Annotated in this window: 25 protein-coding genes and 1 tRNA gene; 15 read left to right on the forward strand and 11 right to left on the reverse strand. The window is 74.7% G+C overall.

Going from position 1 to position 26,142, the window contains the following annotated elements; translation table 11 throughout:
• Positions 1-8: 8 nt before the first annotated feature.
• Both E4P43_RS06730 and E4P43_RS06735 read right to left on the reverse strand, forming a co-directional pair.
• Complete coding sequence (locus E4P43_RS06730; protein ID WP_135144636.1) at positions 9-773, reverse strand: ABC transporter permease; 765 nt, start codon at positions 771-773, stop codon at positions 9-11.
• Positions 770-1,699: an ATP-binding cassette domain-containing protein gene (locus E4P43_RS06735; protein WP_245158972.1), complete on the reverse strand. Its 930-nt coding sequence runs from the start codon at positions 1,697-1,699 to the stop codon at positions 770-772. The genes E4P43_RS06730 and E4P43_RS06735 overlap by 4 nt, the downstream gene beginning before the upstream one ends.
• A 153-nt stretch (positions 1,700-1,852) precedes the next feature.
• Here E4P43_RS06735 and E4P43_RS06740 point away from each other — a divergent pair, with 153 nt between their 5' ends.
• Genes E4P43_RS06740 through E4P43_RS06750 form a run of 3 tightly spaced genes read left to right on the forward strand, consistent with a single transcriptional unit; the run spans position 1,853 to position 5,083 of the window.
• On the forward strand, positions 1,853-2,323 hold the full coding sequence (locus E4P43_RS06740) for a universal stress protein (protein ID WP_135144637.1): 471 nt from the start codon (positions 1,853-1,855) through the stop codon (positions 2,321-2,323).
• A gap of 14 nt (positions 2,324-2,337) precedes the next feature.
• A complete protein-coding gene (locus E4P43_RS06745; protein WP_135144638.1) occupies positions 2,338-3,402 on the forward strand; it encodes an adenylate/guanylate cyclase domain-containing protein in 1,065 nt (354 codons plus the stop codon).
• A 43-nt stretch (positions 3,403-3,445) separates the two neighbouring features.
• Entirely contained in the window at positions 3,446-5,083 is a 1,638-nt protein-coding gene (locus E4P43_RS06750; RefSeq protein WP_135144639.1) for an ABC-F family ATP-binding cassette domain-containing protein, read from the forward strand.
• Here the strand turns inward: E4P43_RS06750 and E4P43_RS06755 are convergent.
• Genes E4P43_RS06755 through E4P43_RS06775 form a run of 5 tightly spaced genes read right to left on the reverse strand, consistent with a single transcriptional unit; the run spans position 5,070 to position 9,858 of the window.
• Positions 5,070-6,290 carry an MFS transporter gene (locus E4P43_RS06755; RefSeq protein WP_135144640.1) on the reverse strand — a complete coding sequence of 407 codons (1,221 nt, stop codon included), beginning with the start codon at positions 6,288-6,290 and terminating at the stop codon, positions 5,070-5,072. The genes E4P43_RS06750 and E4P43_RS06755 overlap by 14 nt on opposite strands.
• A gap of 33 nt (positions 6,291-6,323) precedes the next feature.
• Positions 6,324-6,902 (reverse strand): GNAT family N-acetyltransferase, encoded by a 579-nt coding sequence (locus E4P43_RS06760; RefSeq protein ID WP_245158973.1) that lies wholly within the window; start codon positions 6,900-6,902, stop codon positions 6,324-6,326.
• Between the two features lies 1 nt (position 6,903).
• The gene (locus E4P43_RS06765) at positions 6,904-8,028 is read right to left on the reverse strand and encodes an alpha/beta fold hydrolase (RefSeq protein ID WP_135144641.1); all 1,125 of its coding nucleotides are present in this window, start codon (positions 8,026-8,028) and stop codon (positions 6,904-6,906) included.
• Positions 7,949-8,359: a hypothetical protein gene (locus E4P43_RS06770; RefSeq protein ID WP_135144642.1), complete on the reverse strand. Its 411-nt coding sequence runs from the start codon at positions 8,357-8,359 to the stop codon at positions 7,949-7,951. Before E4P43_RS06770 ends, E4P43_RS06765 begins: the two co-directional genes overlap by 80 nt.
• On the reverse strand, positions 8,356-9,858 hold the full coding sequence (locus E4P43_RS06775; RefSeq protein ID WP_135144643.1) for a long-chain fatty acid--CoA ligase: 1,503 nt from the start codon (positions 9,856-9,858) through the stop codon (positions 8,356-8,358). The genes E4P43_RS06770 and E4P43_RS06775 overlap by 4 nt, the downstream gene beginning before the upstream one ends.
• A gap of 125 nt (positions 9,859-9,983) precedes the next feature.
• On the opposite strand from E4P43_RS06775, the gene E4P43_RS06780 reads away from it, so the two are divergent.
• Entirely contained in the window at positions 9,984-10,754 is a 771-nt protein-coding gene (locus E4P43_RS06780; RefSeq protein WP_135144644.1) for an SDR family oxidoreductase, read from the forward strand.
• An 18-nt stretch (positions 10,755-10,772) separates the two neighbouring features.
• Here the strand turns inward: E4P43_RS06780 and E4P43_RS06785 are convergent, their stop codons facing one another.
• A complete protein-coding gene (locus tag E4P43_RS06785; RefSeq protein WP_135144645.1) occupies positions 10,773-11,669 on the reverse strand; it encodes an alpha/beta hydrolase in 897 nt (298 codons plus the stop codon).
• Between the two features lie 123 nt (positions 11,670-11,792).
• On the opposite strand from E4P43_RS06785, the gene E4P43_RS06790 reads away from it, so the two are divergent.
• Positions 11,793-12,200: a RidA family protein gene (locus E4P43_RS06790; RefSeq protein WP_135144646.1), complete on the forward strand. Its 408-nt coding sequence runs from the start codon at positions 11,793-11,795 to the stop codon at positions 12,198-12,200.
• Positions 12,201-12,275: 75 nt separating this feature from the next.
• Here the strand turns inward: E4P43_RS06790 and E4P43_RS06795 are convergent.
• From E4P43_RS06795 to E4P43_RS06805, 3 genes are all read right to left on the reverse strand, one after another.
• Positions 12,276-12,350: transfer RNA gene (locus E4P43_RS06795), tRNA-Arg, on the reverse strand.
• An 81-nt stretch (positions 12,351-12,431) separates the two neighbouring features.
• Positions 12,432-13,109: a DUF305 domain-containing protein gene (locus E4P43_RS06800; RefSeq protein WP_135144647.1), complete on the reverse strand. Its 678-nt coding sequence runs from the start codon at positions 13,107-13,109 to the stop codon at positions 12,432-12,434.
• A 31-nt stretch (positions 13,110-13,140) separates the two neighbouring features.
• Positions 13,141-13,917 (reverse strand): DUF3105 domain-containing protein, encoded by a 777-nt coding sequence (locus E4P43_RS06805; protein ID WP_135144648.1) that lies wholly within the window; start codon positions 13,915-13,917, stop codon positions 13,141-13,143.
• Between the two features lie 138 nt (positions 13,918-14,055).
• Here E4P43_RS06805 and argS point away from each other — a divergent pair, with 138 nt between their 5' ends.
• The 10 genes from argS to E4P43_RS06855 form a co-directional block, all read left to right on the forward strand.
• Entirely contained in the window at positions 14,056-15,717 is a 1,662-nt protein-coding gene (gene argS / locus E4P43_RS06810) for an arginine--tRNA ligase (RefSeq protein ID WP_135144649.1), read from the forward strand.
• Positions 15,714-17,207, forward strand: coding sequence for a diaminopimelate decarboxylase (lysA, locus tag E4P43_RS06815; RefSeq protein ID WP_135144650.1), 1,494 nt, complete (start codon positions 15,714-15,716; stop codon positions 17,205-17,207). Before argS ends, lysA begins: the two co-directional genes overlap by 4 nt.
• Positions 17,204-18,511, forward strand: a complete 1,308-nt coding sequence (locus E4P43_RS06820; RefSeq protein WP_135144651.1) for a homoserine dehydrogenase — start codon at positions 17,204-17,206, stop codon at positions 18,509-18,511. The genes lysA and E4P43_RS06820 overlap by 4 nt, the downstream gene beginning before the upstream one ends.
• Complete coding sequence (thrC, locus tag E4P43_RS06825; protein WP_209313755.1) at positions 18,508-19,596, forward strand: threonine synthase; 1,089 nt, start codon at positions 18,508-18,510, stop codon at positions 19,594-19,596. The genes E4P43_RS06820 and thrC overlap by 4 nt, the downstream gene beginning before the upstream one ends.
• Complete coding sequence (gene thrB, locus E4P43_RS06830; protein ID WP_135144652.1) at positions 19,593-20,504, forward strand: homoserine kinase; 912 nt, start codon at positions 19,593-19,595, stop codon at positions 20,502-20,504. The genes thrC and thrB overlap by 4 nt, the downstream gene beginning before the upstream one ends.
• 359 nt (positions 20,505-20,863) lie before the next feature.
• Complete coding sequence (gene rho / locus E4P43_RS06835) at positions 20,864-22,876, forward strand: transcription termination factor Rho (RefSeq protein ID WP_348522164.1); 2,013 nt, start codon at positions 20,864-20,866, stop codon at positions 22,874-22,876.
• 136 nt (positions 22,877-23,012) lie between these two features.
• Positions 23,013-23,246 carry a 50S ribosomal protein L31 gene (gene rpmE / locus E4P43_RS06840; RefSeq protein WP_135144654.1) on the forward strand — a complete coding sequence of 78 codons (234 nt, stop codon included), beginning with the start codon at positions 23,013-23,015 and terminating at the stop codon, positions 23,244-23,246.
• 108 nt (positions 23,247-23,354) lie between these two features.
• Positions 23,355-24,437, forward strand: a complete 1,083-nt coding sequence (gene prfA / locus E4P43_RS06845) for a peptide chain release factor 1 (RefSeq protein ID WP_135144655.1) — start codon at positions 23,355-23,357, stop codon at positions 24,435-24,437.
• Between the two features lie 11 nt (positions 24,438-24,448).
• Positions 24,449-25,312: a peptide chain release factor N(5)-glutamine methyltransferase gene (gene prmC / locus E4P43_RS06850; protein WP_135144656.1), complete on the forward strand. Its 864-nt coding sequence runs from the start codon at positions 24,449-24,451 to the stop codon at positions 25,310-25,312.
• The coding region (locus tag E4P43_RS06855; RefSeq protein ID WP_135144657.1) for a protein kinase at positions 25,309-26,142 on the forward strand (834 nt) is incomplete at its 3' end. The genes prmC and E4P43_RS06855, both read left to right, overlap by 4 nt.

Consider the following 26,142-nt stretch of genomic DNA (forward strand, 5'->3'; position numbering starts at 1 on the left):
GCGGGGGCTCAGCCGACGTCGCGGCGGACGGCGAACAGGGCCCCCAGCAGTGCGGCCACCAGACCGTAACCGAGGAGCAGCAGGGCGCCCTGCCACGGTTCGAGCAGCTCCGGTGCCTGGAAGTCGGAGGTGACCGCCTGGACCGCGCCGCCGGGCAGCCACTTGTAGACGCCCTGGATGGCACCGATGAGGGCCACCAGCGGCTCCACCACGTACAGGTAGACCAGGGCACCCACGACCGCGCCGACCTGGCTGCGGACGAGCGCGCCCACCCCGACCCCGATCACCGTGAAGAGCACCAGGACCAGGCCGGACATGGCCACGGTCCGCACGTTGTCACCGGTCAGCGAGGGGGCGTCGCCCCGGGCGCCCGCGGCGACGGCGACGACCGCGACGTTCACCGCGAGGAGCAGCAGCGTGAACGGCACCGCCACGACGGCGTAGGCGAGCAGCTTGGCGGCGACCACCCGGCCGCGGTCCGGGGTGGTCAGGAAGGTCGGGACGGCGGTCTTGTGCCGGTACTCCTGCGTCATCCCGATGATCCCGAGGATCAGCAGGAAGACGCTGGCGTTGGCGGCGACGGAGAGCGCGAGCTCCTCGAACGCCGGGGTGCCCACCTCCGGCAGGGCCGGCTGCCCCTCCTGCGCCACCCCGGCCAGCGCGGTGAACAGCACCGAGAAGCCGGCGGTCATCAGGCAGCCGCCGATCAGCACCCCGATCCAGAAGCGGGTGGAGAACAGCTTCAGCCACTCCGCGCGCACCAGCCCGGTCATCGCGTGCCCTCTCCGGCGGCAGGGGCCGCGTACTGCTCCTGGCCGGCCGTCAGCTGGAAGTAGATCTCCTCGAGCCCGCTGCTGTGCGGGCGGAGCTCGTGCAGCTCCACGCCCGCCGCGAAGGCCCGGGCGCCCACGTCGGCGCTGCTCCGGCCGTGCACGGTCAGCCCGCCGTCCTCGCCGGCGGACACCTGCACGCCCTCGGCCCGCAGCAGCTCGGCGAGCCGCGCCGCCTGCGGGCTGCGCACCAGGACCGTCCCGGCGCCCTCCGCGCCGGAGCGGAGCTGGTCCATCGACCCCTCGCGGACCAGCCGGCCGGCGCCGACGATGACCACGCGGTCCACGGTCTGCTCGACCTCCGACAGCAGGTGGCTGGACACCAGCACCGTCCGGCCCTCCTCGTGCGCGAGGTAGCGGAGGAACCCGCGCAGCCACTGGATGCCCTCGGGGTCCAGGCCGTTGGCCGGCTCGTCGAGCACCAGGACGGCGGGGTTGCCCAGCAGCGCCGTGGCCAGCGCCAGGCGCTGCCGCATGCCGAGCGAGTAGCCGCCGGCGCGGCGGCCACCGGCGTCGGTCAGGCCCACCTGGGCGAGCACCGCGTCGGCGCGCTCCTGGGGCAGCCCGGCGGCGCGGCAGTACACCCGCAGGTGGTTGAGGCCGGACCGCGCCGGGTGGAACGCGGTCTCCAGCACCGCACCGACGGTGTGCACCGGTGCGGGCAGCGCCGCGTAGGGGACGCCGTCGAAGGTCGCCGTGCCGGAGTCGGGCCGGACGAGGCCGAGCAGCATCCGCAGCGTCGTGGTCTTTCCGGCGCCGTTGGGGCCGAGGAAGCCCGTGACCGAGCCCGGCTCCACGGTGAACCCCAGGTCGGACACCGCGCGCACCGCGCCGAAGGACTTGGTGAGCCCGCTGACCTCGACCCGCACGGGGCCTGGCGCAGGGGCGTGGGCGGTCGGAATGGCGCACTCCTCGTCGTCGGCGGGACCGGTACCGCCATCCAATCGCACCGAGAGGCCGGTACGGGGTCATTTGGGTGAGCGGGGGCACACGACACGCCGACGTCACATAGAGTGCGCGCCGTGAGCGATGCCGCGAGCACCTACTCCACGGTCGTCGTCGGAACCGACGGGTCGGAATCGTCCCTGCGCGCGGTCGGCCGCGCCGGGGCCCTCGCCGGCGCGTGCGGAGCGACGCTGGTGATCGCCTGCGCCTACCTGCCCCTGGAGGGCGGGGACCGGGAGATGGCCCGCGCGCAGGACGTCCTGGGCGACGAGGCCTACCAGGTGGTCGGGTCCCACCCCGCCGAGGACACCGTGCGCACCGCGGCCGACCGTGCCCGCGCGGCCGGGGCGAGAGAGGTCCGCACCGTCGCCGTCGTCGGCTCGCCGGTGGAGGCCCTCCTCGACGTGGTGCGGCGGGAGGACGCCGACCTGCTGGTCGTCGGCAACCGCGGGCTGAACGGCATCAAGGGCCGGCTGCTGGGCTCGGTGCCGGCCGACGCCACCCGCCGGTCCCAGTGCGACGTGCTCGTCGTGCACACCACCGACTGAGGTCTCCGACGGGGATGGACGAGGCAGGGGCCCCGCTCCCGGGCCCCGGTGCGCGGGAGGCCCTGGAGCGGCTGCTGCTCGGGGGCCCGCGGCGGTACACGCGGCTGCAGGTCGGCGCGCAGGCCGGCATGCCGCCGGAGCGCACGCAGCGGCTCTGGCGGGCGCTGGGCTTCCCGGACGCCTCCGACGACGACCCCGCCTTCACCGATGCCGACGTCGCGGCGCTGGGGGTCCTCTCCACGCTGATCGACTCGGGGTTCATCGGCCCGGACAGCGAGGCCTCGATCGCCCGCGCCATGGGGCAGTCGCTGTCCCGGCTGGCCGACTGGCAGACCGACATGCTGGCCGACGCGCTCTCCGGCAACGCCGACCGCAGCGGCCGGGAGGTGAGCACCGAGGAGGCCGTGGACGCCGCCGAGGCGCTGCTACCGCGGCTGCGGGAGGTGCAGGACTACGTCTGGCGCCGGCACCTGGCGGCCAACGTGGACCGGCTGCTCGCCGCCGGCGGTCCCGGTGACCGGCGGGAGCTCGCGGTGGGGTTCGCCGACCTGGTCGGCTACACCTCGCGCAGCCGCGGCATGGGCGGGCGCGAGCTCGGCGCCATGGTCGAGGACTTCGAGAGCACCGCGGCCGAGGTCATCGCCCGCCACCACGGCCGGGTGGTGAAGACGGTGGGCGACGGCGTGCTCTTCACCGCCGCCTCGGCCACCGACGCCGCCGACATCGGGTTGGAGCTGCCCCACGCCTGGGACGCCGCCGAGCGCCCGCCGCTGCGGGTCGGCGCCGCCTACGGTGCGGTCCTGACCCGGCTGGGCGACGTCTACTCGCCGGTGGTGAACCTGGCCAGCCGGCTCACCTCGCTGGCCCGGCCGGGCGCGCTGCTGGTCGACCGCGAGCTCGCCGACCGGCTGCGGGAGACCGAGCGCTACCGGGTGCGGCCGCTGCGCCGGGTCTCCGTCCGCGGCTACGACCACCTGCAGCCCTGGCTCGTGCGCCGGCCGCGGACGACGGGCGACGCCGACCACGACGGCGGCTACGACGAGGACGCCTTCGACCCCGGGGACGGGCCCGGCGACTGACCGCGGGTGAGGGCCGGTGGACCGGCCTTGGCAGGCTGTGGGGGTGAGCGCCACCCTCGTCGCGCGCGGACTGGCGGCCGGACACGGCGCCCGCGTGCTGTTCTCCGGCCTGGACCTCGTCGTCGCCCCGGGCGACGTCGTGGGGCTGGTCGGCGTCAACGGAGCCGGGAAGTCCACCCTGCTGCGCACCCTCGCCGGGGAGATCCCCGCCGAGGCCGGCAGCATCGCGCTCAGCCCGCCCAGCGCCACCCTCGGCTACCTCCCGCAGGAGCACGAGCGGCGCGAGGGCGAGACGGTGCTCGCCGCGCTCGCGCGGCGCACGGGGGTGGCCGCCGCGCAGGAGGCCATGGACGCCGCGACCGAGGCGCTGGCGGCCGGCGAGCCGGGCGCCGACGACGTGTACGGCGACGCCCTCGAGCGGTGGCTGGCCCTCGGCGGGGCCGACCTGGAGGAGCGGGCCGCGGAGGTGGTCGCCGAGGTCGCCCCCGGCGTCGCCCTGGACGCGCCGACCACCGGCCTCTCCGGCGGGCAGGCGGCCCGGGTCGGCCTGGCGACGCTGCTGCTGTCGCGCTACGACGTCCTGATGCTCGACGAGCCCACCAACGACCTGGACCTGGCCGGCCTGGAGCAGCTCGAGCGGTTCGTCACGGGCGCGCGGTCCGGGGTGGTCGTGGTCAGCCACGACCGCGAGTTCCTCGCCCGCACGGTGAACCGTGTCGTCGAGCTGGACCTCGCCCAGCAGCTGGTGCGGGTGCACGACGGCGGCTACGAGGCCTACCTGACCGAGCGCGAGGTGGCCCGCCGGCACGCGCGCGAGGAGTACGAGGAGTTCGCCGACACCAAGGCGGCGCTCGAGGCCCGCGCGCAGATGCAGCGGAACTGGATGGCCAAGGGCGTCCGCGACTCGATCAAGAAGTCGAAGGACGGCGACAAGCACATCAAGGCGGCGAACCGGGCGTCCTCGGAGAAGCAGGCCGCCAAGGCCAGGCAGACCCAGCGGATGATCGAGCGCCTCGACGTGGTCGAGGAGCCCCGCAAGGAGTGGGAGCTGCGCATGGAGATCGCTGCCGCCCCGCGGTCCGGCGCGGTCGTCGCGACGCTGCGCGGCGCCGTCGTCCGGCGCGGCGGCTTCACCCTGGGGCCGGTGGACCTGCAGGTCGACGGGGGTGACCGCGTCGCCATCACCGGGGCCAACGGCTCGGGCAAGTCGACCCTGCTGGCCGCCCTCCTCGGTCGCGTGCCCCTGGACGAGGGGACGGCCTCGCTGGGGCCGTCGGTGCAGGTCGGCGAGATCGACCAGGCCCGTGGCCGGTTCTTCGGCGCCGAGCAGCTGCTGGACGCCTTCGGTGCCGAGGTGCCCGACTGGCCGACGGCGGAGGTGCGCACCCTGCTGGCGAAGTTCGGGCTGACCGCCGACCACGTGCTGCGGCCGGCCGTGACGCTCTCGCCCGGCGAGCGGACCCGTGCGGCCCTGGCGCTGCTGCAGGCGCGCGGGGTGAACGTGCTGGTCCTCGACGAGCCGACCAACCACCTGGACCTGCCGGCTATCGAGCAGCTGGAGCAGGCGCTGGCGGGCTACACCGGCACGCTGCTGCTGGTCACCCACGACCGCCGGATGCTGGCGGCGGTGCGGACCGACCGCCGGCTGGAGGTCGACGGCGGGCGGGTCACCGAGCGCTGAGAGCGGTCCCGCGCGGCGCGCCCACCGCGACCGCGAGGGTGGCCGCGGCCAGGCCGGCGGCGCCGAGCAGCAGCACCCAGTAGGGGACCAGTGCGGCCAGCAGCGAGAGCAGCACCGGCGCGGCGAAGCCCACGTAGGTGAGCGCGTAGTAGACGGCGGTGAGGCCGGCGAGCTCGCCCGGTGCCGCGATGCGCTGGGTCTGGATCAGCCCCGAGACCAGGCAGCAGCCGTACCCCGTGCCCAGGACGACGGCGGCCGTCGCCACGAGCCAGGGCGACGTCGTGGCCGCGGCGGCGGCCGCGGTGCCGAGGCCGACGACGACGGCGGCGAGCCCGCACACCACGCCGCGGCGGGGGGAGGCGGCGGCGATCCGGCGCGCCGTCGGCTGGACGAGGAAGCCGGTGCCCAGCGTGACCCCCGCGACCAGCGAGCTGAACGCGACGGTCCAGCCGGCGGTCGTGCCGGTCACCAGCCCGGGCAGGACGGCGATGGAGATCGTGGCGGCGCCGAACACCCACGGCGCGACGGGCGCCACCGAGCGCCGGAACCGCGGGTCGGCGGCCGAGCGGACGCGCAGCCGGGCCAGCGGCGAGCCCGCGGCGGGGGAGACCCGCGCCGGGTCCACCGTCTCCGGCGCCCGCCACAGTGGCACGAGCACCGCGAGGACGACGACCAGGTGCGGCAGGTAGGCGGTGACCAGCGGGGCGGGCGCCCACTGCGCCAGGAGGCCGGCCACCACCGGCCCGAGGCAGAACCCGGCGGTCAGCGACATCGCCGCCCGGCGGGCACCGGCCCCCTCGCGGGCGTCGGGGTCCCAGTGCTTCGTGGAGAGCTCCTCGACCCAGGCGCTGCCGGCGGCGAAGGCGGCGCCGCTGGCCAGCCCGGCGAGCAGCCGGCCGGCGTAGAGCGCCCACAGGTCGCCGACCATCAGCACCGCCGTCGCCACCAGCGACACCACCGCGGCGGCGCGCAGCACGGGGGTGCGGCCCCGGCGGTCGGAGATCGGCCCGAGCACCAGCAGCGCGGGGATCAGGCCCAGCGCGTAGGCGCCGACCAGGGCGTCGACGGTGCTGACCGAGAAGCCGGAGCGCTCGCGGTAGGCCACCAGCAGGCTGACGAACTGGTTGGCGCCCCAGCCGATGGCGAACATCGTCAGCGCCACCGGGAGCCAGGCGCGGCGGGTGGACCGGGGAGGAGCGACCGTCACCGGGCCAGCGTGCCGCGCGGGCGCCGCCCGGTCTCAGGCGGGGTCGGGTGCGCCGTCGCCGTCGAGCGCCTCGGGCAGCCCGAGGGTGTCCATCGCCGACCAGGTGGCGTCGACCCGGTGGGCGAGCACCAGGAGGTCGCGCAGCTGCCCGGACCGGTCGCGGATGTGGTCCTCCAGCAGCGCCTCGCCGCGGAAGCCCAGTGCCGTGAACAGCGCCAGCGCGGCGCCCTGCTCGGCCACCACCTCCACCACGAGCTTGGTGGCGCCGGAGGCGATGGCCTCGGTGACCGCGTGCCGGGCCAGCACCCGGCCGAGCCCGGACCCGCGGCGGCGGGGACCGACGACCAGCCGCAGCTCCGCGACGTGGTCGGACCAGCCGGAGAGCCGGCGGACCGCCACGTAGCCGTCGATGCCGCCGTCCGGCCCGGTCGCCACCCAGCGGGCGGTGCCGTCCTCGGCCCACGCGCGCACCGTCGCGGGGTCGGTGACGTCCTCCTTGATGAACGTGCGGTCGCCCTCGGGCAGGCCGGCGAAGAAGCGCTGCAGCGCGTCGGCGTGCCCTGCGCCGAGGGCCTCCACCGTCACCGACGGGGTCTCCACGTGGTCGGTCACCTCAGGCTCCCCTCGCCAGGTCCGGCCGGTCCACGGCGTCGCTGCGCCGCCGCAGGAAGTCGATGATCGTGGGCACCGTCGTCTTCGCCGCGGTACGGCCCACGACCAGCCCCATGTGCCCGGCGGGCAGCACCAGCTCGTGCTTGTCCGGTGACCCGACGAGGTCCATCAGCGGGGCGCTGGCCGCCGTCGGCACGATGTGGTCCCGCTCGGCGCGCACCGTCAGGAAGGGCACCCGGATGTCGGACAGGTGCACCGGGTCGCCGCCCACGGACAGCCGGTCGTTCACCATGCCGTTGTCGCGCACGAGCATCCGCACGGTCTGCCGGGCGGCCCGGCCGGGGAAGGGCACGTGGTCGTCCGACCAGCCGGTCATGGCCTGGTAGGAGGCGACGTACTCGTCGTTCCAGAGCCGCTCCCACAGCGTCACGTACCGGGTCACCTCCGCCGTGGGGGTGAGGGTCCGGAAGCCCTGGACGACGACCTGCGGCGGCACGTTGCCGTTCTCGTCGACGACCGAGTCGACCTCCAGGCCGCCGACGGCGAAGACGTCGGCCAGCGGGCCCATGTGCCGGAAGTCCACCGGCGTGGCCAGGACCGTGAGGCTGCGCAGGGGCGAGTCGGGGTGGTGCGCCGCGTGCAGCAGCGAGAGGTCGCCGCCGAAGCAGTAGCCGAAGAGGTTCACCTCGTCGGCCCCGGAGAGCTCGAGCACCCGGTCGATGGCGGCCGGGATGTAGTCGTCGGCGTAGTCCTCCAGCCCGTTCCCGGCGTCGCGCTCGTCGGGCTCGCCCCAGTCGACCAGGTACACGTCGAACCCGGCCCGGAGCAGCTGCTCGACGAAGCTGTTGCCCGGTGACAGGTCGAGGATGTAGCTGCGGCTGATCAGGCTGAAGACCAGCAGCAGGGGAGGGGAGTGCCGCACCCCGCCGTGGGTCTCCGGGTCGTTGCGGTAGTGCCACAGCTGGGTGCGGCCGCGCTCCCAGACGACGTCCTTGGGCGTGCAGCCCACGCCGGGGCGGTCGACGCCGGCGACCAGCCGGATCCCGTTACGTGCCCGTAGGGCGTTGCGCTCCACGTCGCGCCGGACGCGGTCGAGGATCGTCTGCGGGCTGGGCACGGTCGGCATGGCTGTCCTCCGGGGTCCGGGGCTCGGCGGGTCGTGCGGGGAGCGCGCGGCGTCGTTCGGCCTCGAGGGCCACGGTCAGCCGGCGGACCTCCCGGTCCAGCGCACCCACCTGGGCGCGGAGCCGGTGGACGTCGCTCCCGGCGGGCAGGTTCACCAGGTGCCAGGCCCGGGCGGTGAGGTCCTGGGCGGAGGACCGCGCGACCGTCGTCGCCCGCCGCAGCAGCGCCACCCCCAGGGCGAAGCCGGGGGTGCGCACCAGGTGCTCCGCGCGCGGGGTGACCGCGCGGTCGACGGCGTCGTAGGCCTGCCGCCAGAGGGGTGGCTCGCTCACCGGGACCCCACCTCGGCCGGCACCTCGACCGCGCGGCGGAGGATCTTGCCGGTCGGGCCCTTGGGCAGGGCGTCGACCAGCCACAGGTGGCGCGGGTACTTGTAGGCGGCCACGCGGGCCTTGACGAACTCGCGCAGCTCGTCGGCCTCGGCGGTGGCACCGGGCTTGAGCGCGACGGCCGCGGCGACCTCCTCGCCCAGGTCGGGGTGGGAGACGCCGATGACGGCGACCTCGGCCACGGCCGGGTGCTCGTAGAGGGCTTCCTCGATCTCCCGCGGGTACACGTTGTACCCGCCGCGGATGATCATCTCCTTCTTCCGGTCGACGATGAAGTAGTAGCCGTCGTCGTCCCGGCGGGCCAGGTCACCGGTCCGGAACCAGCCGTCCGGGATCGCCTTGGCCGTCTCCTCCGGCCGCTGCCAGTAGCCCTTCATCACGTTCTCGCCGCGGATGGCGATCTCGCCGACCTCGCCGGGCGGCACGTCGTTGCCGTCGTCGTCGACCAGGCGCATCTCCACCCCGCGGATCGGGGTGCCGATCGAGCCGGGCTTGCGCTCGGCGTCGGGGTGGTTGAAGGAGGCCACCGGCGAGGTCTCCGACAGCCCGTAGCCCTCCAGCACGATGCAGCCGAACCGCTCCTCGAAGGCCCGCATGATCTCCACCGGCATCGCCGAGCCGCCCGAGACGCACAGCCGGAGGCTGGAGACGTCGTGCTGCTCGGCGTCGGGCTGGTGCAGCATGGCGGCGAACATCGTCGGCACGCCCTGGAAGATCGTCACCCGGTCGCGCTCGATGACCTGCAGCGCCTTGCCGCCGTCGAAGCGGGGGATGAGGGTCAGGCAGGAGCGGGCGATCACGCCGGCGTTGAGCGAGCAGGTCAGGCCGAAGACGTGGAACAGGGGCAGGCAGCCCATGATCACGTCCTCACCGCCCCCCTGGAGCAGCGTCTCGTGGGTCGTGCGGGCGTTGCCGCGCAGGTTGGCGTGCGTGAGCTCGGCGCCCTTGGGCTGACCGGTGGTGCCGGAGGTGTAGAGGATCACCGCGTCGTCCTCGTCGGCCCGGTCGACCGCGGCGGTCAGGCACTCGTCGCCCAGGAGCTCGGCAGGCGAGGCGGCGCCGACCGTCACCGCCTCGACGCCCACGGTCGCGGCGGCCTCCTGCACCGGGCCGGCGGAGGCCTCCGCCGTCACCACGACGCGCGCCCCCGAGTCCTCCAGGTAGTACTGCACCTCCCGCGCCTTGAGCAGCGGGTTCATCGGCACCACGGCGGCCCCGGCGAGCAGTGCCCCGTAGAAGACGACGGGGAAGGAGACGACGTTGGGCAGCACCATCCCGACGCGGTCCCCGGGGCCCACGCCCCGGTCCTGCAGGGCCGCGGCCACCCGCAGGGACGCGTCGGCGAACTCCCGGTAGGTGAGGACGACGTCGTCCATGCGCAGGGCGGGGTGGTCGGGCGCGGCATCCGCGGCGTCGAGCAGGTTCTGCGCGAGGTTGGTCATCGATCGGTCCCCCCTGAGTACCGGTGCGCGACGGCGGGGTCCTACCCGGCTCGACGGGTGATGTACCGCACACGGTGGATACGGTGTCGCGGACGTCCCAGCACCGACCCGGGGGAGCCCCACCGATGGCCGACCGCACGATCCTCGACATGTTCCGCCTCGACGACCGCGTCGCGATCGTGACCGGTGCGTCCTCGGGCCTCGGCGCCGTCTTCGCCCGCACGCTGGCCGAGGCCGGCTGCGACGTGGTCCTGGGCGCCCGGCGGGTGGACCGCCTGGCCGAGACGCAGCGGGCGGTGGAGGAGACCGGGCGCCGGGCGCTCTCGGTGCAGACCGACGTCGCGAAGGTGGAGGACTGCCAGGGGCTGGTCGACGCCGCGATGGCCGAGTTCGGCAAGGTCGACATCCTGGTCAACAACGCCGGCATCGGCACCGCGGCACCCGCGACCCGGGAGAGCCCCGAGCAGTTCCGCTCGGTCATCGACGTCAACCTCAACGGCTGCTACTGGATGGCGCAGGCCTGCGGCCGGGTCATGAAGCCGGGCAGCTCCATCGTCAACATCTCCAGCATCCTCGGGCTGACCACCGCCGGCCTGCCGCAGGCCGCGTACGCCGCGAGCAAGGCCGGCCTGATCGGGCTCACCCGTGACCTGGCGCAGCAGTGGACCGGCCGCAAGGGGATCCGGGTCAACGCCCTCGCGCCGGGCTTCTTCGCCTCGGAGATGACCGACCAGTACCCCGAGGGGTACCTCGACCAGCAGATGGTTCGGGTGCTGGCCGGCCGGGCCGGCGACCCCCGGGAGCTGGCCGCGGCGCTGGTGTTCCTGGTCAGCGACGCGGGCGGCTACGTCACCGGCACGACGATCCCGGTCGAGGGCGGGATGCTCACCAGCTGAGCCCCGCCCCCGACCGGCTCAGCGGGCCTGCTCGGCGCGCTCGACCAGCGCGGTGATCCCGTCGATGAGCTGCGACCACAGCTCGCGCGGCAGGTCGTGGCCCATTCCGTCGACGACCATCAGCTCGGCGCCGGGCACGGCGGCGGCGGTGGCCCGGCCGCCGGTGACGTTCACCAGCTGGTCCTGCTCGCCGTGGATGACCAGCGTCGGCACGGTGACCTTCCCCAGGTCGGCGGTGCGGTCGTGCGTGCTGAGAATCGCGGCGAGCTGGCGGGAGACCCCGGCGGGGTCGTAGGCGCGGTCGAAGGACAGGCCGGCGCGGTCGCGCACGGCCGCCTCGTCGAACTCGAAGCCGGGCGAGCCGATGACCCGGTAGGTGTCGACGACGCGCTGGACCGCGCCGTCGCGGTCGCTCGCGGGGGCCGGCAGCAGCACGCCGAGGGCCGCCTCGGCCGGCGCGCCCACCGCCGGGTCGCCGGTGGTGGACATGATCGAGGTGAGGCTGCGGACCCGCTCCGGGTGGGCGATGGCGACCAGCTGGGCGATCATCCCGCCCATCGAGGCGCCGACCACGTGCACGCTGTCCAGGCCGAGGGCGTCGAGCAGGCCGACGGTGTCCTCGGCGAGGTCGGGCAGGCCGTAGGCCACCGTGGACCGGTCACCGCCGAGCACGGACATGACGTCGGCGGGGCCGGCGTCGTGCAGGTGGGTGGAGAGCCCGATGTCGCGGTTGTCGAAGCGGACGACGTAGTGGCCGCGCTCGGCGATGCCGGCGCAGAACTCGTCGGGCCAGCCGACCATCTGGGTCGCCAGCCCCATCACCAGCAGGACCGGGGTGCCCGCCGGGTCGCCGAACGTCTCGTAGGCGATCTCGAGGTCGCCGACGGTTGCCTTCTGGATGCCGCTGGTCTGCATGCCAGCGGACGCTAGCCGAGCGTGGTGAGACGGAGGTCACCGGCCCGGGGCGCCCTGTCGGTGGCCGGTGCCACGATCCGGACCACCGCCGCTCGGGCGGTGGCCGGACCCCAGGAGGACGCCGTGCCGGTCGAACTGCTCAACCCCGAGGGGCTGCCGAAGCCCGACGTCTACGCGCAGGTGTCGGTGTCCACCGGCACGCGCATCGTGCACCTCGCCGGCCAGGTGGCGCGGACCGCCGACGGCGAGCCGGTGGGCGCCGGCGACCTCGCCGCCCAGGTCGCGCAGGCCTACCTCAACGTGGCGACGGCGCTGGCGGCGGCCGGCGCCACCTTCGACGACGTGGCCGCGCTGACGGTCTACGTCGTGGACTGGTCGCCGGAGAAGCTGCAGGATCTGGGCGCCGGCGTGGTAAGCGTCGCCGACCGGCTCGGCGGCTCGCCGGTCCGGCCGGTCACGCTGGTCGGCGTCAGCGCGCTGGGGGAGCCGGACCTGCTGGTGGAGGTGCAGGCGGTCGCCGTCCTGCCCTGAGCGGGGCCCCGGGACGACTGGCCTCCCGGAACGACAGCGGCCCGCACCGTGCAGACGGTGCGGGCCGGTTCGCCGTGGTGCCCCCGGCAGGATTCGAACCTGCGCACCCGCCTCCGGAGGGCGGTGCTCTATCCCCTGAGCTACGGGGGCTCGGGGCAGGTCAGAAGTTACCAGCCCCCGCCCGTGGCCCGGACGGCGGCCCCGGCGCCCGGGAGCGGCCGCGGCCGCCGCTCAGGGAGCGGGGAGGGGGGTGCCGCCGCGGGCGGTGAGCATGTCGGTCATCGTCTCGGTCTCGATCCCCTGGGACTGCTCGATCGAGCGGGCCAGGTCGCGGACGGCCTGCACGTCGGCCTCGACGGCGGCGTGCGCCGCCATGTCGAAGCCGCCCTGGTGGTGCCGGATCATCAGGCGCAGGAACTCGACGTCGAACGCGGTGCCCGACAGGCCCCGCAGGTCCGCCAGCTCCTCCTCCGTCGCCATGCCGGGCATGAGGGCGCCCGCACCCATGTCCATGTCCATGTCGTGACCGCTGTGCCCGCCGTGGGCGTCGGCGGGCATCCACGCCATCGTCTCCCCGCCCGTGATGGGCAGCCCCCACAGCGCCAGCCAGCCCTGCATGCGCCCGGCCTGGTTGGTCTGCGTGGCGGAGATGTCGACGGCCAGCGACTCCACCTCCGGGTCCTCGCTGCGCTCGGCGACCAGGTTGGCCATCTCCACGCCCTGCAGGTGGTGGCGGGACATGTCCCGGGAGAAGCCGGCGTCCACCGAGTCGGCGGTCGGCGTGGCCGTGCCCCGGTCACCGATCCCGAGCAGGACGGCGAGACCGGCACCGAGCAGCACCAGGGCCACCGCGGCCAGGGCGAGCAGGGCGGTGCGCAGCGGGCTGCGTGCGGGGACGGGGCTGGTCACCGGTCTCCTCCGTGGAGCTGGAGTGCGCGGATCAGGGAGCGGGCGTCTCGGCGGCCGGCGCCGGGGTCTGGGCCGGGGCCGGGGTGGCGCCGGCGTCGTCGCTCTCCAGCGGCGGGTCGGCCAGGAAGTCCGGCCGCTCGCAGGTGGCGCCGGGCTCCGGGAAGCTGTCGGACTTGTAGGTCATCAGCTCGGCGAACTGCTTGATCCGCTTGTCGTCGGCGCTGTCCACCTTCAGCTGGTGGCCCCACGACTGGACGCTGATCTGGGTGTCCTGGCCCTCGTACGGGGAGAGCATGCGGCCGGAGACGCCGTCCACCAGCTCGGCCAGCTTGTCGACGTCGGCGTCGGAGACCTCGTCGGGGTTGTAGGTGATCCAGACGGCGCCGTGCTCCAGGCTGTGCACCGCGTTCTCGTGCCGGATGTCGACGTCGTAGACCGTGCCGGTGCAGTCGGCCCACTGGTTGGCGTGCATCCCGCCCACCGGGGGCGACTGCTCGTACTCGAGCGGCCCGTCGTCGTGCTGCCCGCCCTCGTACTCGTAGACCTCGGCCCCGCTGATCTCGTCGATGGACTCGACCTTGTCCGCCTCGGACTTCCGGACCTGCGCCAGCGCGTAGCCGAGGACGGTGACGGCGAACACGGCCAGCGCGACCGAGAAGGCGATCAGGCCCCACGGGCGCTGCGGGGAGACGACCTGCGTCGGCGGGCGGGTGCGACCGCCCTTGCCGCGGCCCCCGGCGCCGGCCCCGGAGCGGGAGGAGCCGCCACCGGTCGCTCGGCTCTTGTCGGGCGTGCGGTCCTTGGCCAAGGCCTCTCCTCGTTGCGGGGCGCGTGCGCGCGTGCGGGAGGGCCCGGTCCGGTCCCTCGTACCGGGCGCGAGTCTAGGTCGCGTGCCTGTGCGTCAGCTGGTAACCGGGCGGGCGAGGGCGGTCAGTACGCTCGCCCGGTGACACCGGAGCAGCTGCAGGACGTCGTTCGTACCGCCGTGGGCGCGGTCGTCGAGCGAGGCGCGCTGCCCGTCGAGGTACCCGCCGAGGTCCTGATCGAGCGACCGCGCAACCCGGAGCACGGCGACTACGCCACCAACATCGCGCTGCGCCTGGCCAAGCCGGCCGGTCGCCCGCCGCGCGAGGTGGCCCAGCTGCTGGCCGAGGAGCTGGGTGCCCACGAAGGCATCGCGACCGTCGACATCGCCGGGCCGGGCTTCCTCAACATCACCCTCGCCCAGGGGGCGCTCGGCCGGATCGCCGTCGACGCGGTGACCGCGGGGGAGGCCTACGGCCGCACCGGCACACTGGCCGGGCAGAAGCTGAACCTGGAGTTCGTCTCGGCCAACCCGACCGGCCCGGTGCACATCGGTGGCGGCCGGTGGGCCGCCGTCGGTGACTCGATCGGCCGGCTGCTGGAGGCCAGCGGCGCCGACGTCACCCGCGAGTACTACATCAACGACGCCGGTGCCCAGATCGACCGGTTCGCCCGCAGCCTGCAGGCCGCCGCGCAGGGCCGCCCGGTGCCGGAGGACGGCTACGGCGGCGACTACATCGCCGACATCGCGGCCGCGGTCGTCACCGAGGTGCCCGACGCGCTCGAGCGGGACGGCGTGGCCCAGGTGCAGGTCTTCCGCGAGCGCGGTGTCGCGCTGATGCTGGCCGACATCCGCCGGTCGATGGAGTCCTTCGGCGTGGACTTCGACGTGTGGTTCAGCGAGAAGTCGCTGTACGAGAAGGGCGCGGTGGAGCAGGCCGTGGCCCGCCTGCGGGAGCAGGGGCACGTGTACGAGGCCGACGGCGCCGTGTGGCTGCGCACCACGGACTTCGGGGACGACAAGGACCGCGTCCTGATCAAGGCCGACGGCGAGACCACCTACTTCGCCTCCGACTGCGCCTACTACCTCGACAAGCGCGCCCGTGGCTTCGACCGGGCGGTCATCATGCTCGGCGCCGACCACTCCGGGTACGTCGGGCGGTACAAGGCCCTGGTCGCCGCGGCCGGTGACGAGCCGGCGCGGAACCTGGAGATCCTGCTGGGCCAGCTGGTCAACCTCATGCGCAACGGGGAGCCGGTGCGGATGAGCAAGCGCGCCGGCACGATCGTGGTCGTCGAGGACCTGGTCGAGGCCATCGGCGTCGACGCGGCCCGGTACGTGCTCGCCCGCGCCTCGGTCGACCAGCAGATCGACATCGACGTCGAGCTGTGGAGCCGCAGGACCAACGACAACCCGGTCTTCTACGTCCAGTACGCCCACGCCCGCATCTGCTCGGTGCTGCGCAACGCCGCCGACCTCGGCATCGCGCTGGGCGAGGCCGGCGACGTCGACGCCGCCCAGCTGACCCACGAGCGGGAGAACGACCTGCTGCGGGCGCTCGGCGAGTTCCCCCGGGTGGTGACGTCGGCCGCGGAGCTACGGGCGCCGCACCGGGTGGCCCGCTACCTCGAGGAGCTGGCCGGCACCTACCACCGGTTCTACGACGCCTGCCGCGTGCTGCCGCGCGGTGACGACGAGGCGACGTCGCTGACCACGGCCCGGCTGTGGCTGTGCGCGGCGACGGCGGTCGTGCTGCGCAACGGCCTGGGCCTGCTGGGCGTCTCCGCCCCGGAGCGGATGTGAGGGCGCACCCCGCGGGGCCCCTCCACGGGAACATCAGCCCGCCGTCGGCCGCCGGCGCCCCGCCCGCCGAGCTCGGCGTCCTGGACCCGCAGGTCTGGCCGCGGTCGGCCGAGCGGGTCGACGGCGAGCTGCACCTGGGCGGCCGCCCGGTGACCGAGCTGGCGCGGGAGCACGGCACCCCGCTGTTCGTCCTCGACGAGGGCGACTTCCGCGGCCGGGCCGCGGAGTTCGCGCAGGCCTTCGACGGCGCCGACGTGCACTACGCGTCCAAGGCGTTCCTCTGCGGCCAGGTCGCCCGCTGGATCGCCGACGACGGCCTGCACCTCGACGCGTGCAGCGGCAACGAGCTGGCCCTGGCGCTGGCCGCCGGCTTCCCCGCCGAGCGGATCGCCCTGCACGGCAACAACAAGTCCCTGGTCGAGCTGCAGCTGGCCGTCGACTCCGGCATCGGGCACGTCGTCCTCGACTCCTTCGACGAGATCGACCGGCTGGTCCCGCTGGCCGCCGCCCGCGTGGCCGCCGGTGGTACCCCGGTGCCGGTGCTCATCCGCGCCACGGTGGGCATCGAGGCGCACACCCACGAGTTCATCGCCACGGCGCACGAGGACCAGAAGTTCGGCTTCTCCCTCGCCACCGGCGACGCCCTGGAGGCGGCCCGCCGCGTGGGGGAGGAGCCGGCCCTGCACCTCGCCGGGTTCCACAGCCACATCGGCTCGCAGATCTTCGACACCGCGGGCTTCGAGGCGGCGGCGCACCGCGTCGTCGGCCTGATGGGCGCGGTCCGCGACACGACCGGGCAGGTGCTGGAGGAGCTCAACCTCGGCGGCGGCTTCGGCATCGCCTACCTCCCCGACGACGACCCGGTCAGCCCCGCCGACGTCGCGGGGAAGCTGCGCTCGGTCGTCGCCGCCGAGTGCGCGGAGCTGGGGCTGCCCGTGCCGCGGCTGGCGGTCGAGCCGGGCCGGGCCATCGCCGGCCCCGGCACCGTCACCCTCTACGAGATCGGCACCATCAAGCCGGTCCGTCTGGGGGCCTCCGGTGCGCCGGGCACCCCGCTGGTCCGCAACTACGTGTCGGTCGACGGCGGGATGAGCGACAACATCCGCACCGCCCTCTACGACGCCGCGTACACGTGCGTGCTGGCCAACCGCACGTCCGACGCCCCGCCGGCCCTGTGCCGCGTCGTGGGGAAGCACTGCGAGAGCGGCGACATCCTGGTCCGGGACCTGTGGCTGCCCTCCGACGTCGCGCCCGGCGACCTGCTCGCCGTCGCCGCGACCGGCGCCTACTGCTGGTCGATGGCGAGCAACTACAACTACCTGCTCAAGCCGCCGGTCGTCGCCGTCCGGGACGGCGCCGCCACCGAGATCGTGCGCCGTCAGACACTGTCGGACGTGTTCGCCCTCGACGCCGTCCTCGCCGGTCAGCCGGCACCGTCGCCCGCGCCCTCCCAGCCGGCGCCGGAGCACTCCGGAGGAGCCCGCCCGTGAACGGTCCGCTCAAGGTCGCCCTGCTCGGCTGCGGCACGGTCGGCAGCGCCGTCCTCCGGCTGCTGCAGGACCAGTCCGGGGACCTCGCCGCCCGCATCGGCCGCCCCGTCGAGGTCGCCGGCGTCGCGGTCCGGCGCCCGCAGCACCACCCCGACGTGCCCGCCGGGCTGCTGACGACCGACGCGCACGCGCTGGTCACCCGGGACGACGTCGACCTCGTCGTCGAGGTCATCGGCGGCATCGAGCCGGCCCGCTCGCTGATGCTCGCCGCCTTCGAGGCGGGCAAGTCGGTGGTCAGCGCGAACAAGGCGCTGCTGGCCGAGGACGGCGTCGCGCTGCACGCCGCGGCCGCCAAGAACGGTGTCGACCTGTACTACGAGGCCGCGGTCGCCGGTGCGATCCCGATCCTCCGGCCGCTGCGCGAGTCCCTCGCCGGCGACCAGCTCAGCCGCGTCGTCGGCATCGTCAATGGCACGACGAACTACATCCTGTCGCGGATGGCCGAGACCGGTGCCGGCTTCGGCGAGGCGCTCGCCGAGGCCACCGAGCTCGGGTACGCCGAGGCAGACCCGACCGCCGACGTCGACGGCTTCGACGCCGCCGCCAAGGCCGCGATCCTGGCGTCCCTGGCCTTCCACACGCCGGTGGCCGCCGCCGACGTGCACCGCGAGGGCATCTCCACCGTCACCGCCACCGACGTCGCCCGCGCCGCCGAGATCGGCTGCACCGTCAAGCTGCTGGCGATCTGCGAGCGGGTGACCGGGTCGCCCGACGCCGACGCGCCGTCGGACTCGGTCGCCGTCCGGGTGCACCCGGCCATGATCCCGACCAGCCACCCGCTCGCCTCGGTCAGCGGCGCGTTCAACGCCGTCTTCGTCGAGGCCGAGGCGGCCGGCCAGCTGATGTTCTACGGCCAGGGCGCCGGGGGAGAGCCCACGGCGTCCGCCGTCCTGGGCGACCTGGTGGCGGTGGCCCGCAACCGGCTGGCCGGTGCCGCCGGGCAGGGCCCGTCCGGCTACGCCGACCTGGCGGTCCGACCCATGGCCGAGACGCCGACGCGCTACCACGTCAGCCTCGACGTGGCGGACAAGCCGGGTGTGCTCGCCGCCGTCGCGCAGGAGTTCGCGCAGCACGGCGTGAGCATCTCCACGGTCCGCCAGACCGGGCGGGGGGACGCCGCGACGCTGGTCATCGTGACCCACAGCGCCCCCGACGCGGCGCTGTCGGCCACCATCAACGCCCTGCGGGAGATGCCCGCGGTCCGAGGCGTCACCAGCGTGCTGCGTGTGGAGGGTCTGTCATGACGGTCTCGTCGGTCGTGTCCCCGGGGTGGCCGGGCCTCATCGAGGCCTACCGGTCCCGGCTGCCCGTCAGCGACAGCACGCCGGTGGTGACCCTCCACGAGGGCGCGACGCCGCTGGTGCACGCCCGGGAGCTCTCCCGGCGCACCGGGTGCGAGGTCTACCTGAAGGTCGAGGGGGCCAACCCGACCGGCTCCTTCAAGGACCGGGGCATGACCATGGCCATCACCAAGGCCGTGGAGGAGGGCGCGAAGGCGGTCATCTGCGCCTCCACCGGCAACACCAGCGCGAGCGCCGCGGCCTACGCCGCCCGCGCCGGGATCACCTGCGCCGTCCTCGTGCCGCAGGGCAAGATCGCCATGGGCAAGCTGGCCCAGGCGCTGGTGCACGGGGCGCAGCTGCTGCAGGTCGAGGGCAACTTCGACGACTGCCTGGCGCTGGCCAGCAAGCTGGCGATCGACTACCCGGTCAGCCTGGTCAACAGCGTCAACCAGTACCGGATCGAGGGCCAGAAGACCGCCTCCTTCGAGGTCGTCGACGTCCTCGGCGACGCCCCCGACATCCACTGCCTCCCGGTCGGGAACGCCGGCAACATCACCGCCTACTGGCAGGGCTACCGCGAGTACTGCAGCACGTCGGAGACACCCGGGCCCGCCTCGCGCACCCCGCGCATGTGGGGCTTCCAGGCCGCCGGTGCCGCGCCGATCGTCAGCGGCCAGGTGGTGGAGAACCCGAGCACCATCGCCACGGCCATCCGCATCGGCAACCCCGCGTCCTGGACCAAGGCGCTGGCCGCCCGCGACGAGTCCGGCGGCCGCATCGACGCCGTCACCGACCGCGCGATCCTGTCGGCCTACCGCCTGCTCGCGCGCACCGAGGCGGTCTTCGTCGAGCCTGCCTCGGCGGCCTCGGTCGCGGGCCTGCTCCAGGTGGCCGACGCCGGCGAGCTCGAGCCCGGGCAGCGCGTCGTCTGCACCGTGACCGGCAACGGGCTCAAGGACCCGGAGTGGGCGATCTCCGGTGCGCCCGCGCCGCTGACCGTGCCGGTGGACGCCGCCGCGGCCGCCGCGCAGCTCGGCCTGCAGTGACGGCCCCCGTCGAGGTCCGGGTCCCCGCGACCAGCGCCAACCTCGGTCCGGCCTTCGACTGCGCCGGCCTGGCGCTGGCCCACCACGACGTCCTCGAGTTCGCGGTCCAGCCGTCGGGCCTGACCGTCGAGGTCAGCGGCCTGGGTGAGGGCGAGCTGCCGCGCGACGGCTCGCACCTGGTCGTCCGCGCGTTCCGGGCGGCGTGCGAGGAGCTGGGCTGGTCGCCGTCGGGCCTGCGGGTGAGCGCACGCAACGCGATCCCGCAGGGTCGGGGCATGGGCTCGTCCGCCGCCGCGGTGGTCGCGGGTGTGCTCGGCGCGTGGGCGCTCTGCCCCGAGGTCGAGGCCGTCGACCCGGACGCCGTGCTGCGGCTCACCACGGAGATGGAGGGCCACCCGGACAACGTCGCGGCCTGCCTCCGCGGCGGGCTGACGCTCTCCTGGACGTCGGGGGCCGGCGTCGGTGCCGACAGCCTCCGCGTGCACGACGACGTGCGCCCGGTGGTCCTGGTGCCGGACGCGACGCTGTCGACCGAGCTCGCGCGGGGCCTGCTGCCCGACGTCGTCCCGCACGCCGACGCCGCCTTCAACGCCGGGCGGTCGGCGCTGCTCGTGCACGCGCTCACGTCCGGCCGGCTGCTGATGGAGGCGACCGAGGACCGGCTCCACCAGCGCCAGCGGACCGCGGCCATGCCGGCGTCGCTGGCGCTGGTCGACCGGCTGCGCGACGCCGGCCACGCCGCCGTCGTCTCCGGTGCCGGGCCGTCGGTCCTGGTGCTCGCGACCGGCGCCGGGCAGGTCGACGCGGTCGGCCGGCTCACCCCGGAGGGGTGGTCGGTGCTGCCGCTCGAGGTCGACCCCCTCGGGGCCCGGGTGTCCCGTGGGACGGCGGAGGTATCGTCTCGGTAACGGGGAACACACTGGAAACCACCGGTGTTGTCCTGCTCGTGAGCTGCGATTAGGCTCACGGCGTAGCCGCCCACTCGGGCGAGCCTCGCGCGGGGCCGAAGCGGTCGTTCGAACACCTTCGTCGCTGATCCGCCCCGCATCTTCTCCACCTGATCCGCGTGCGTTCCCGCCTCCGGCCGGAGCCACCCGGACCGGGGACCCCTGCGCCCACACGGCGCAGGTTCACCGCAGGGAAGGACCTGTACGTGAGCGAAACCACCGACCTCGTCGAGAACGGCGCCTCCGACGCCGCCGTCGAGGGCACTGCCGCTTCTGGGACGGCGGGTCGCCCCCGCCGCCGCGGCAACGGGCTGGCCGGCATGCTGCTGCCCGAGCTCCAGCGCCTGGCCGCCGAGCTGGGCATCTCCGGCACCGGCCGGATGCGCAAGAGCGACCTCGTCGCCGCCATCTCCGCCCGCCAGGTCGGCGGCCCGGACGGTGGCGCACCGGCGCCACGCACCGAGACCGCCTCGACCGACGGCGCCGACACCGCGCGCGGCGTGGCCGCGACCTCCGCGCCGCTCGAGGCCCCGATCAGCGGGGGCGCCAACGGCGGCCCGCTGACCGGTGAGACCACCAGCGCCCCGACCCGCACCCGCCGTGGCGCCAGCCGCCCCGCGGGCTCGCCGACGGCCGAGGCGCGCACCGAGGCACCGGCCGCGGAGACCGTCGCCGAGGCTCCCGCCGGCACCGCGCCGGCCGAGACCGAGCGCGACGACGAGCAGCGCGACGGCGACCGCCCGCAGCGCAACCGCAACCGCAACCGCGGTGAGCGCGACGGCAACCGCGAGGGCGGCGACCGCGCCGAGCGCGGCAGCCGCGACGGGAACCGGGACGACCGCGAGCGCGGCAACCGGGACGGCGGCGACCGCGCCGAGCGCGGCGGCCGCGACGGTGCGGGGCGTGACGGTGCGGGGCGTGACGGTGCCGGGCGTGACGGTGCGGGCCGTGACGGTGCCGGCCGTGACGGGAACCGCGGCCCCGACCGCGACCGCAACGAGCGCGGCGGACGCCCCGACAACCGCGCCGACGGCCGGACCGACGGCCGCAACGACCGGAACAACGGCCCGGCCGAGGACGAGGACGACGACTTCGAGGGCGGCCGCGGTCGCCGGGGTCGCCGCTACCGCGACCGCAACAAGCGCGGCACCGGGCGGGACCGCTTCGACCAGGGCGAGCCGACCGTCAGCGAGGACGACGTCCTGCTGCCCGTCGCCGGCATCCTCGACGTGCTGGACAACTACGCGTTCGTCCGCACCTCGGGCTACCTGACCGGTCCCAACGACGTCTACGTCTCGCTGTCGCAGGTGCGCCGCTACGGCCTGCGCCGCGGTGACGCGATCACCGGCGCCGTCCGTCAGCCCCGCGAGGGCGAGCGCAAGGACAAGTACAACGCGCTGGTCCGCCTCGACACGGTCAACGGCCTGGACCCCGAGCAGGCCCGCAACCGGCCGGAGTTCACCAAGCTGACCCCGCTCTACCCGCAGGACCGCCTGCGGCTGGAGACCGAGCCGCACCTGCTGACCACCCGGGTCATCGACCTGGTCATGCCGATCGGCAAGGGGCAGCGTGCCCTCATCGTGTCGCCGCCGAAGGCCGGCAAGACGATGGTGCTGCAGTCGCTGGCCAACGCCATCACGACGAACAACCCCGAGTGCCACCTCATGGTCGTGCTCGTCGACGAGCGGCCCGAAGAGGTCACCGACATGCAGCGCTCGGTGAAGGGCGAGGTCATCGCCTCGACCTTCGACCGGCCGCCGTCGGACCACACCACGGTCGCCGAGCTCTCCATCGAGCGGGCCAAGCGCCTGGTCGAGATGGGCCACGACGTCGTCGTCCTGCTGGACTCCATCACCCGCCTGGGCCGCGCCTACAACCTGGCGGCCCCCGCCAGCGGGCGCATCCTCTCCGGTGGTGTCGACTCCACGGCGCTGTACCCGCCCAAGCGCTTCCTCGGGGCCGCCCGCAACATCGAGAACGGCGGCTCGCTGACGATCATCGCCTCGGCGCTGGTCGAGACCGGCTCCACGATGGACACGGTCATCTTCGAGGAGTTCAAGGGCACCGGTAACGCGGAGATCAAGCTGGACCGCCGCCTGGCGGACAAGCGGGTCTTCCCGGCCGTGGACGTGAACGCGTCGGGCACGCGCAAGGAGGAGATCCTCATGTCGCCCGACGAGCTCGCCATCGTCATCAAGCTGCGCCGGGTGCTCGCCGCGCTCGAGCCGCAGCAGGCGCTGGAGCTGCTGCTCGAGAAGCTGAAGAAGACGCGCAACAACGTCGAGTTCCTCATGCAGATCCAGAAGACGACCCTCGGCCCGGGCGGCGACTGACCCTCCCGCCGTCACGCGGGGCCCGGCCATCAGGGATACTGGTCGACCGAGCCCCGCGGGCGCGGCCGGAAATAGCCGTCCGGCCCCCGGCGTTGACAGCACCGAACGACACAGACTCCGCAGAAGAGGCGCAGCCATGAAGCCCGACATCCACCCGGCCTACAACGTCACCACCGTGACCTGCGGCTGCGGCAACACCTTCACGACCCGCAGCACCAGCCCGACCGGTCAGCTGACCGTCGAGACCTGCTCGGCCTGCCACCCCTTCTACACCGGCAAGCAGCGCATCCTCGACACCGGTGGCCGCGTCGCCCGCTTCGAGAAGCGGTTCGGCAAGCGCGCCGCCGGCACCTCGGCCGACGCCCAGTAGCACCCTCGACGGCGCCCGTCCCACCTTCCGGTGGGGCGGGCGCCGTCGTCATGTCCGCACCCCTAACCGGGCCAAAATGGCCATTTTGGCCCTCCTGTCGGAGGTCCCGTGAGCACGAGCACCGAGACGTCGGCGGCCGACCGGCTGGCCGGGCTGCTCGCCGAGCACGCGCGGCTGGAGCAGGAGCTGGCCGACCCGGCGGTGCACGCCGACCAGTCGCGCGCCCGCCGCATGGCCCGGCGCTACGCCCAGCTCGCCCCGCTGGTGGAGACCGCCCGCGGCCTGGACCAGGCCCGCGACGACCTCAGCGCCGCCCGGGAGCTGGCCGCCGAGGACGCCTCCTTCGCCGCCGAGGCCACCGCCCTCGAGCAGCGCATCGAGGAGCTCACCGCCCGGCTGCGCGAGCAGCTCCTGCCCAAGGACCCCGACGACGACAAGGACGTCATCCTCGAGATCAAGGCGGGGGAGGGCGGCGCGGAGTCCGCGCTGTTCGCCGGCGACCTGCTGCGCATGTACCTGCGCTACGCCGAGCGCCGCGGCTGGGCCACCGAGGTGCTCGACGCCGTCGACGCCGAGCTGGGCGGCTACAAGGACGTCGCCGTCGCGATCAAGTCCCGCACGGACGAGGGCATCTGGTCGCGGCTGAAGTTCGAGGGTGGCGTCCACCGCGTGCAGCGGGTCCCGGTCACCGAGTCGCAGGGCCGCATCCACACCTCCGCAGCCGGGGTCCTCGTGCTGCCGGAGGCCGAGGAGGTCGACGTCACCGTCGACCCGGGTGACCTGCGCATCGACGTCTTCCGGTCCTCGGGGCCGGGCGGCCAGAGCGTCAACACCACCGACTCCGCGGTCCGGATCACCCACCTGCCGTCCGGGATAGTCGTCAGCTCGCAGAACGAGAAGAGCCAGCTGCAGAACCGCGAGTCGGCGCTGCGCGTGCTGCGCTCCCGGCTGCTCGCCGCCGCCCGCGAGGAGGCCGCCGCCGCGGCCAGCGACCAGCGGCGCAGCCAGGTCCGCACCATGGACCGCAGCGAGCGGGTCCGGACCTACAACTTCCCCGAGAACCGGATCGCCGACCACCGGGTGGGCTACAAGGCCCACAACCTCGACCAGGTCATCGACGGCGACCTCGACGCGGTCATCGACGCGCTCTCCGCCGCGCACACCGCCGAGCTGCTCGCGGCCGGCTCCTGAGGGCGGGCCGCGTGGAGACCAGGGCGCTGCTCGCCGAGGCCACGCAGCGGCTCACCGCCGCCGGCGTGGAGTCCCCGCGCGTCGACGCCGAGCTGCTCCTGGGCCACGTCGTCGGCCGGTCGCGCGCCGGCCTGTTCACCCTCGACGAGGTGGACGACGACGCCGCGGAGCGCTTCGGCGCCCTGCTGGACCAGCGCGCCGACCGGGTCCCGCTCCAGCACCTGACCGGCCGCGCGGCCTTCCGGCACCTCGAGCTCGCCGTCGGGCCCGGGGTCTTCGTCCCGCGGCCGGAGACCGAGCTGCTGGTGGAGTGGGCCCTGGAGCGCCTGGCCGGGCTGGACGGGCCGATCGTGGTGGACCTGGGCAGCGGGTCGGGAGCGATCGCGCTGTCCATCGCCCACGAGCACCCCGGGGCCCGGGTCACCGCCGTCGAGCGCGACGCCGGTGCCATCGAGTGGACCCGGCACAACGCCCTCGCCCGGGTGCGGGCGCGGGACACCCCGGTCGGCGTCGTGGCCGGCGACATGACCGACCCCGGGCTGCTCGGCGAGCTCAGCGGCCGGGTCGACGTCGTCGTCTCCAACCCTCCCTACGTGCCCGACGGCGCGCGCGTCCCGCGCGAGGTCGCCGACCACGACCCGCCGCTGGCGCTGTGGGGCGGTCCGGACGGCCTCGACGTGGTGCGGGGCATGCTCTCCGTGGCCGCGAGGCTGCTGCGGCCCGGCGGGTACCTGGGTGTCGAGCACGCCGACCAGCAGGGGACGGCGCTGCCCGCGCTGGTGCGGGCGCACGGCGCCTTCACCGACGTGGAGGACCACCCGGACCTCGCCGGCCGGCCCCGGTTCACCACCGCCCGCCTGACGGAGAGCCGATGAACCCCCAGCCCGGACTGCTCGCCGGCCGCTACCGCCTGACGTCGCTGATCGCCGGCGGCGGCATGGGCCAGGTGTGGCGCGGCCACGACACCCTGCTCGACCGGCCCGTCGCGGTGAAGGTGCTGCGCGACCAGTACGCCGGCGACGCGACGTTCCGCACGCGCTTCCGGGCCGAGGCCCAGCACGCAGCACTCCTCACGCACCCGCACATCGCCGCCGTCTTCGACTACGGCGAGGTGCCGGCGGGGGCCGGTGCACCGGCGTCGGCGTACCTGGTGATGGAGCTGGTCGAGGGGGAGTCGCTGGCCGACGTCCTGGCGCGCGAGGGGCGGCTCGACGCCGCCCGGACCGTGGACGTCGTCCGGCAGGCCGCCGACGGGCTGGCGGCCGCGCACTCGGCGGGGATCGTGCACCGTGACGTCAAGCCGGCCAACATCCTGGTGACGCCGCGGGGCACGGTGAAGATCACCGACTTCGGGATCGCCCGGTCGGCCTCCAGCGTCGCGGTCACCGGCACCGGGCAGGTCATCGGCACGGCCCACTACTTCTCGCCGGAGCAGGCCGGAGGCGGCCAGGCGACGCCGGCGAGCGACGTCTACGCGCTGGGCGCGGTCGCCTACGAGTGCCTGGCCGGGCGCCGGCCCTTCGAGGCCGAGAACCCCGTCCAGATCGCGGTCATGCACCTCCGCGACGAGCCGGCGCCGCTGCCGCCCGAGGTCCCGGACGGCGTCCGGGCGCTGGTCGGGCGGGCGATGGCCAAGGACCCCGCCGCGCGCTTCCCCGACGGCGCCGCGCTCCGCGACGCCGCGGACCGGCTCGCCGCGGGCCTG

Origin of the sequence: Blastococcus sp. TF02A-35 (assembly GCF_004571075.1) — a bacterium.
In the GTDB taxonomy this organism is placed as follows: domain Bacteria; phylum Actinomycetota; class Actinomycetes; order Mycobacteriales; family Geodermatophilaceae; genus Blastococcus.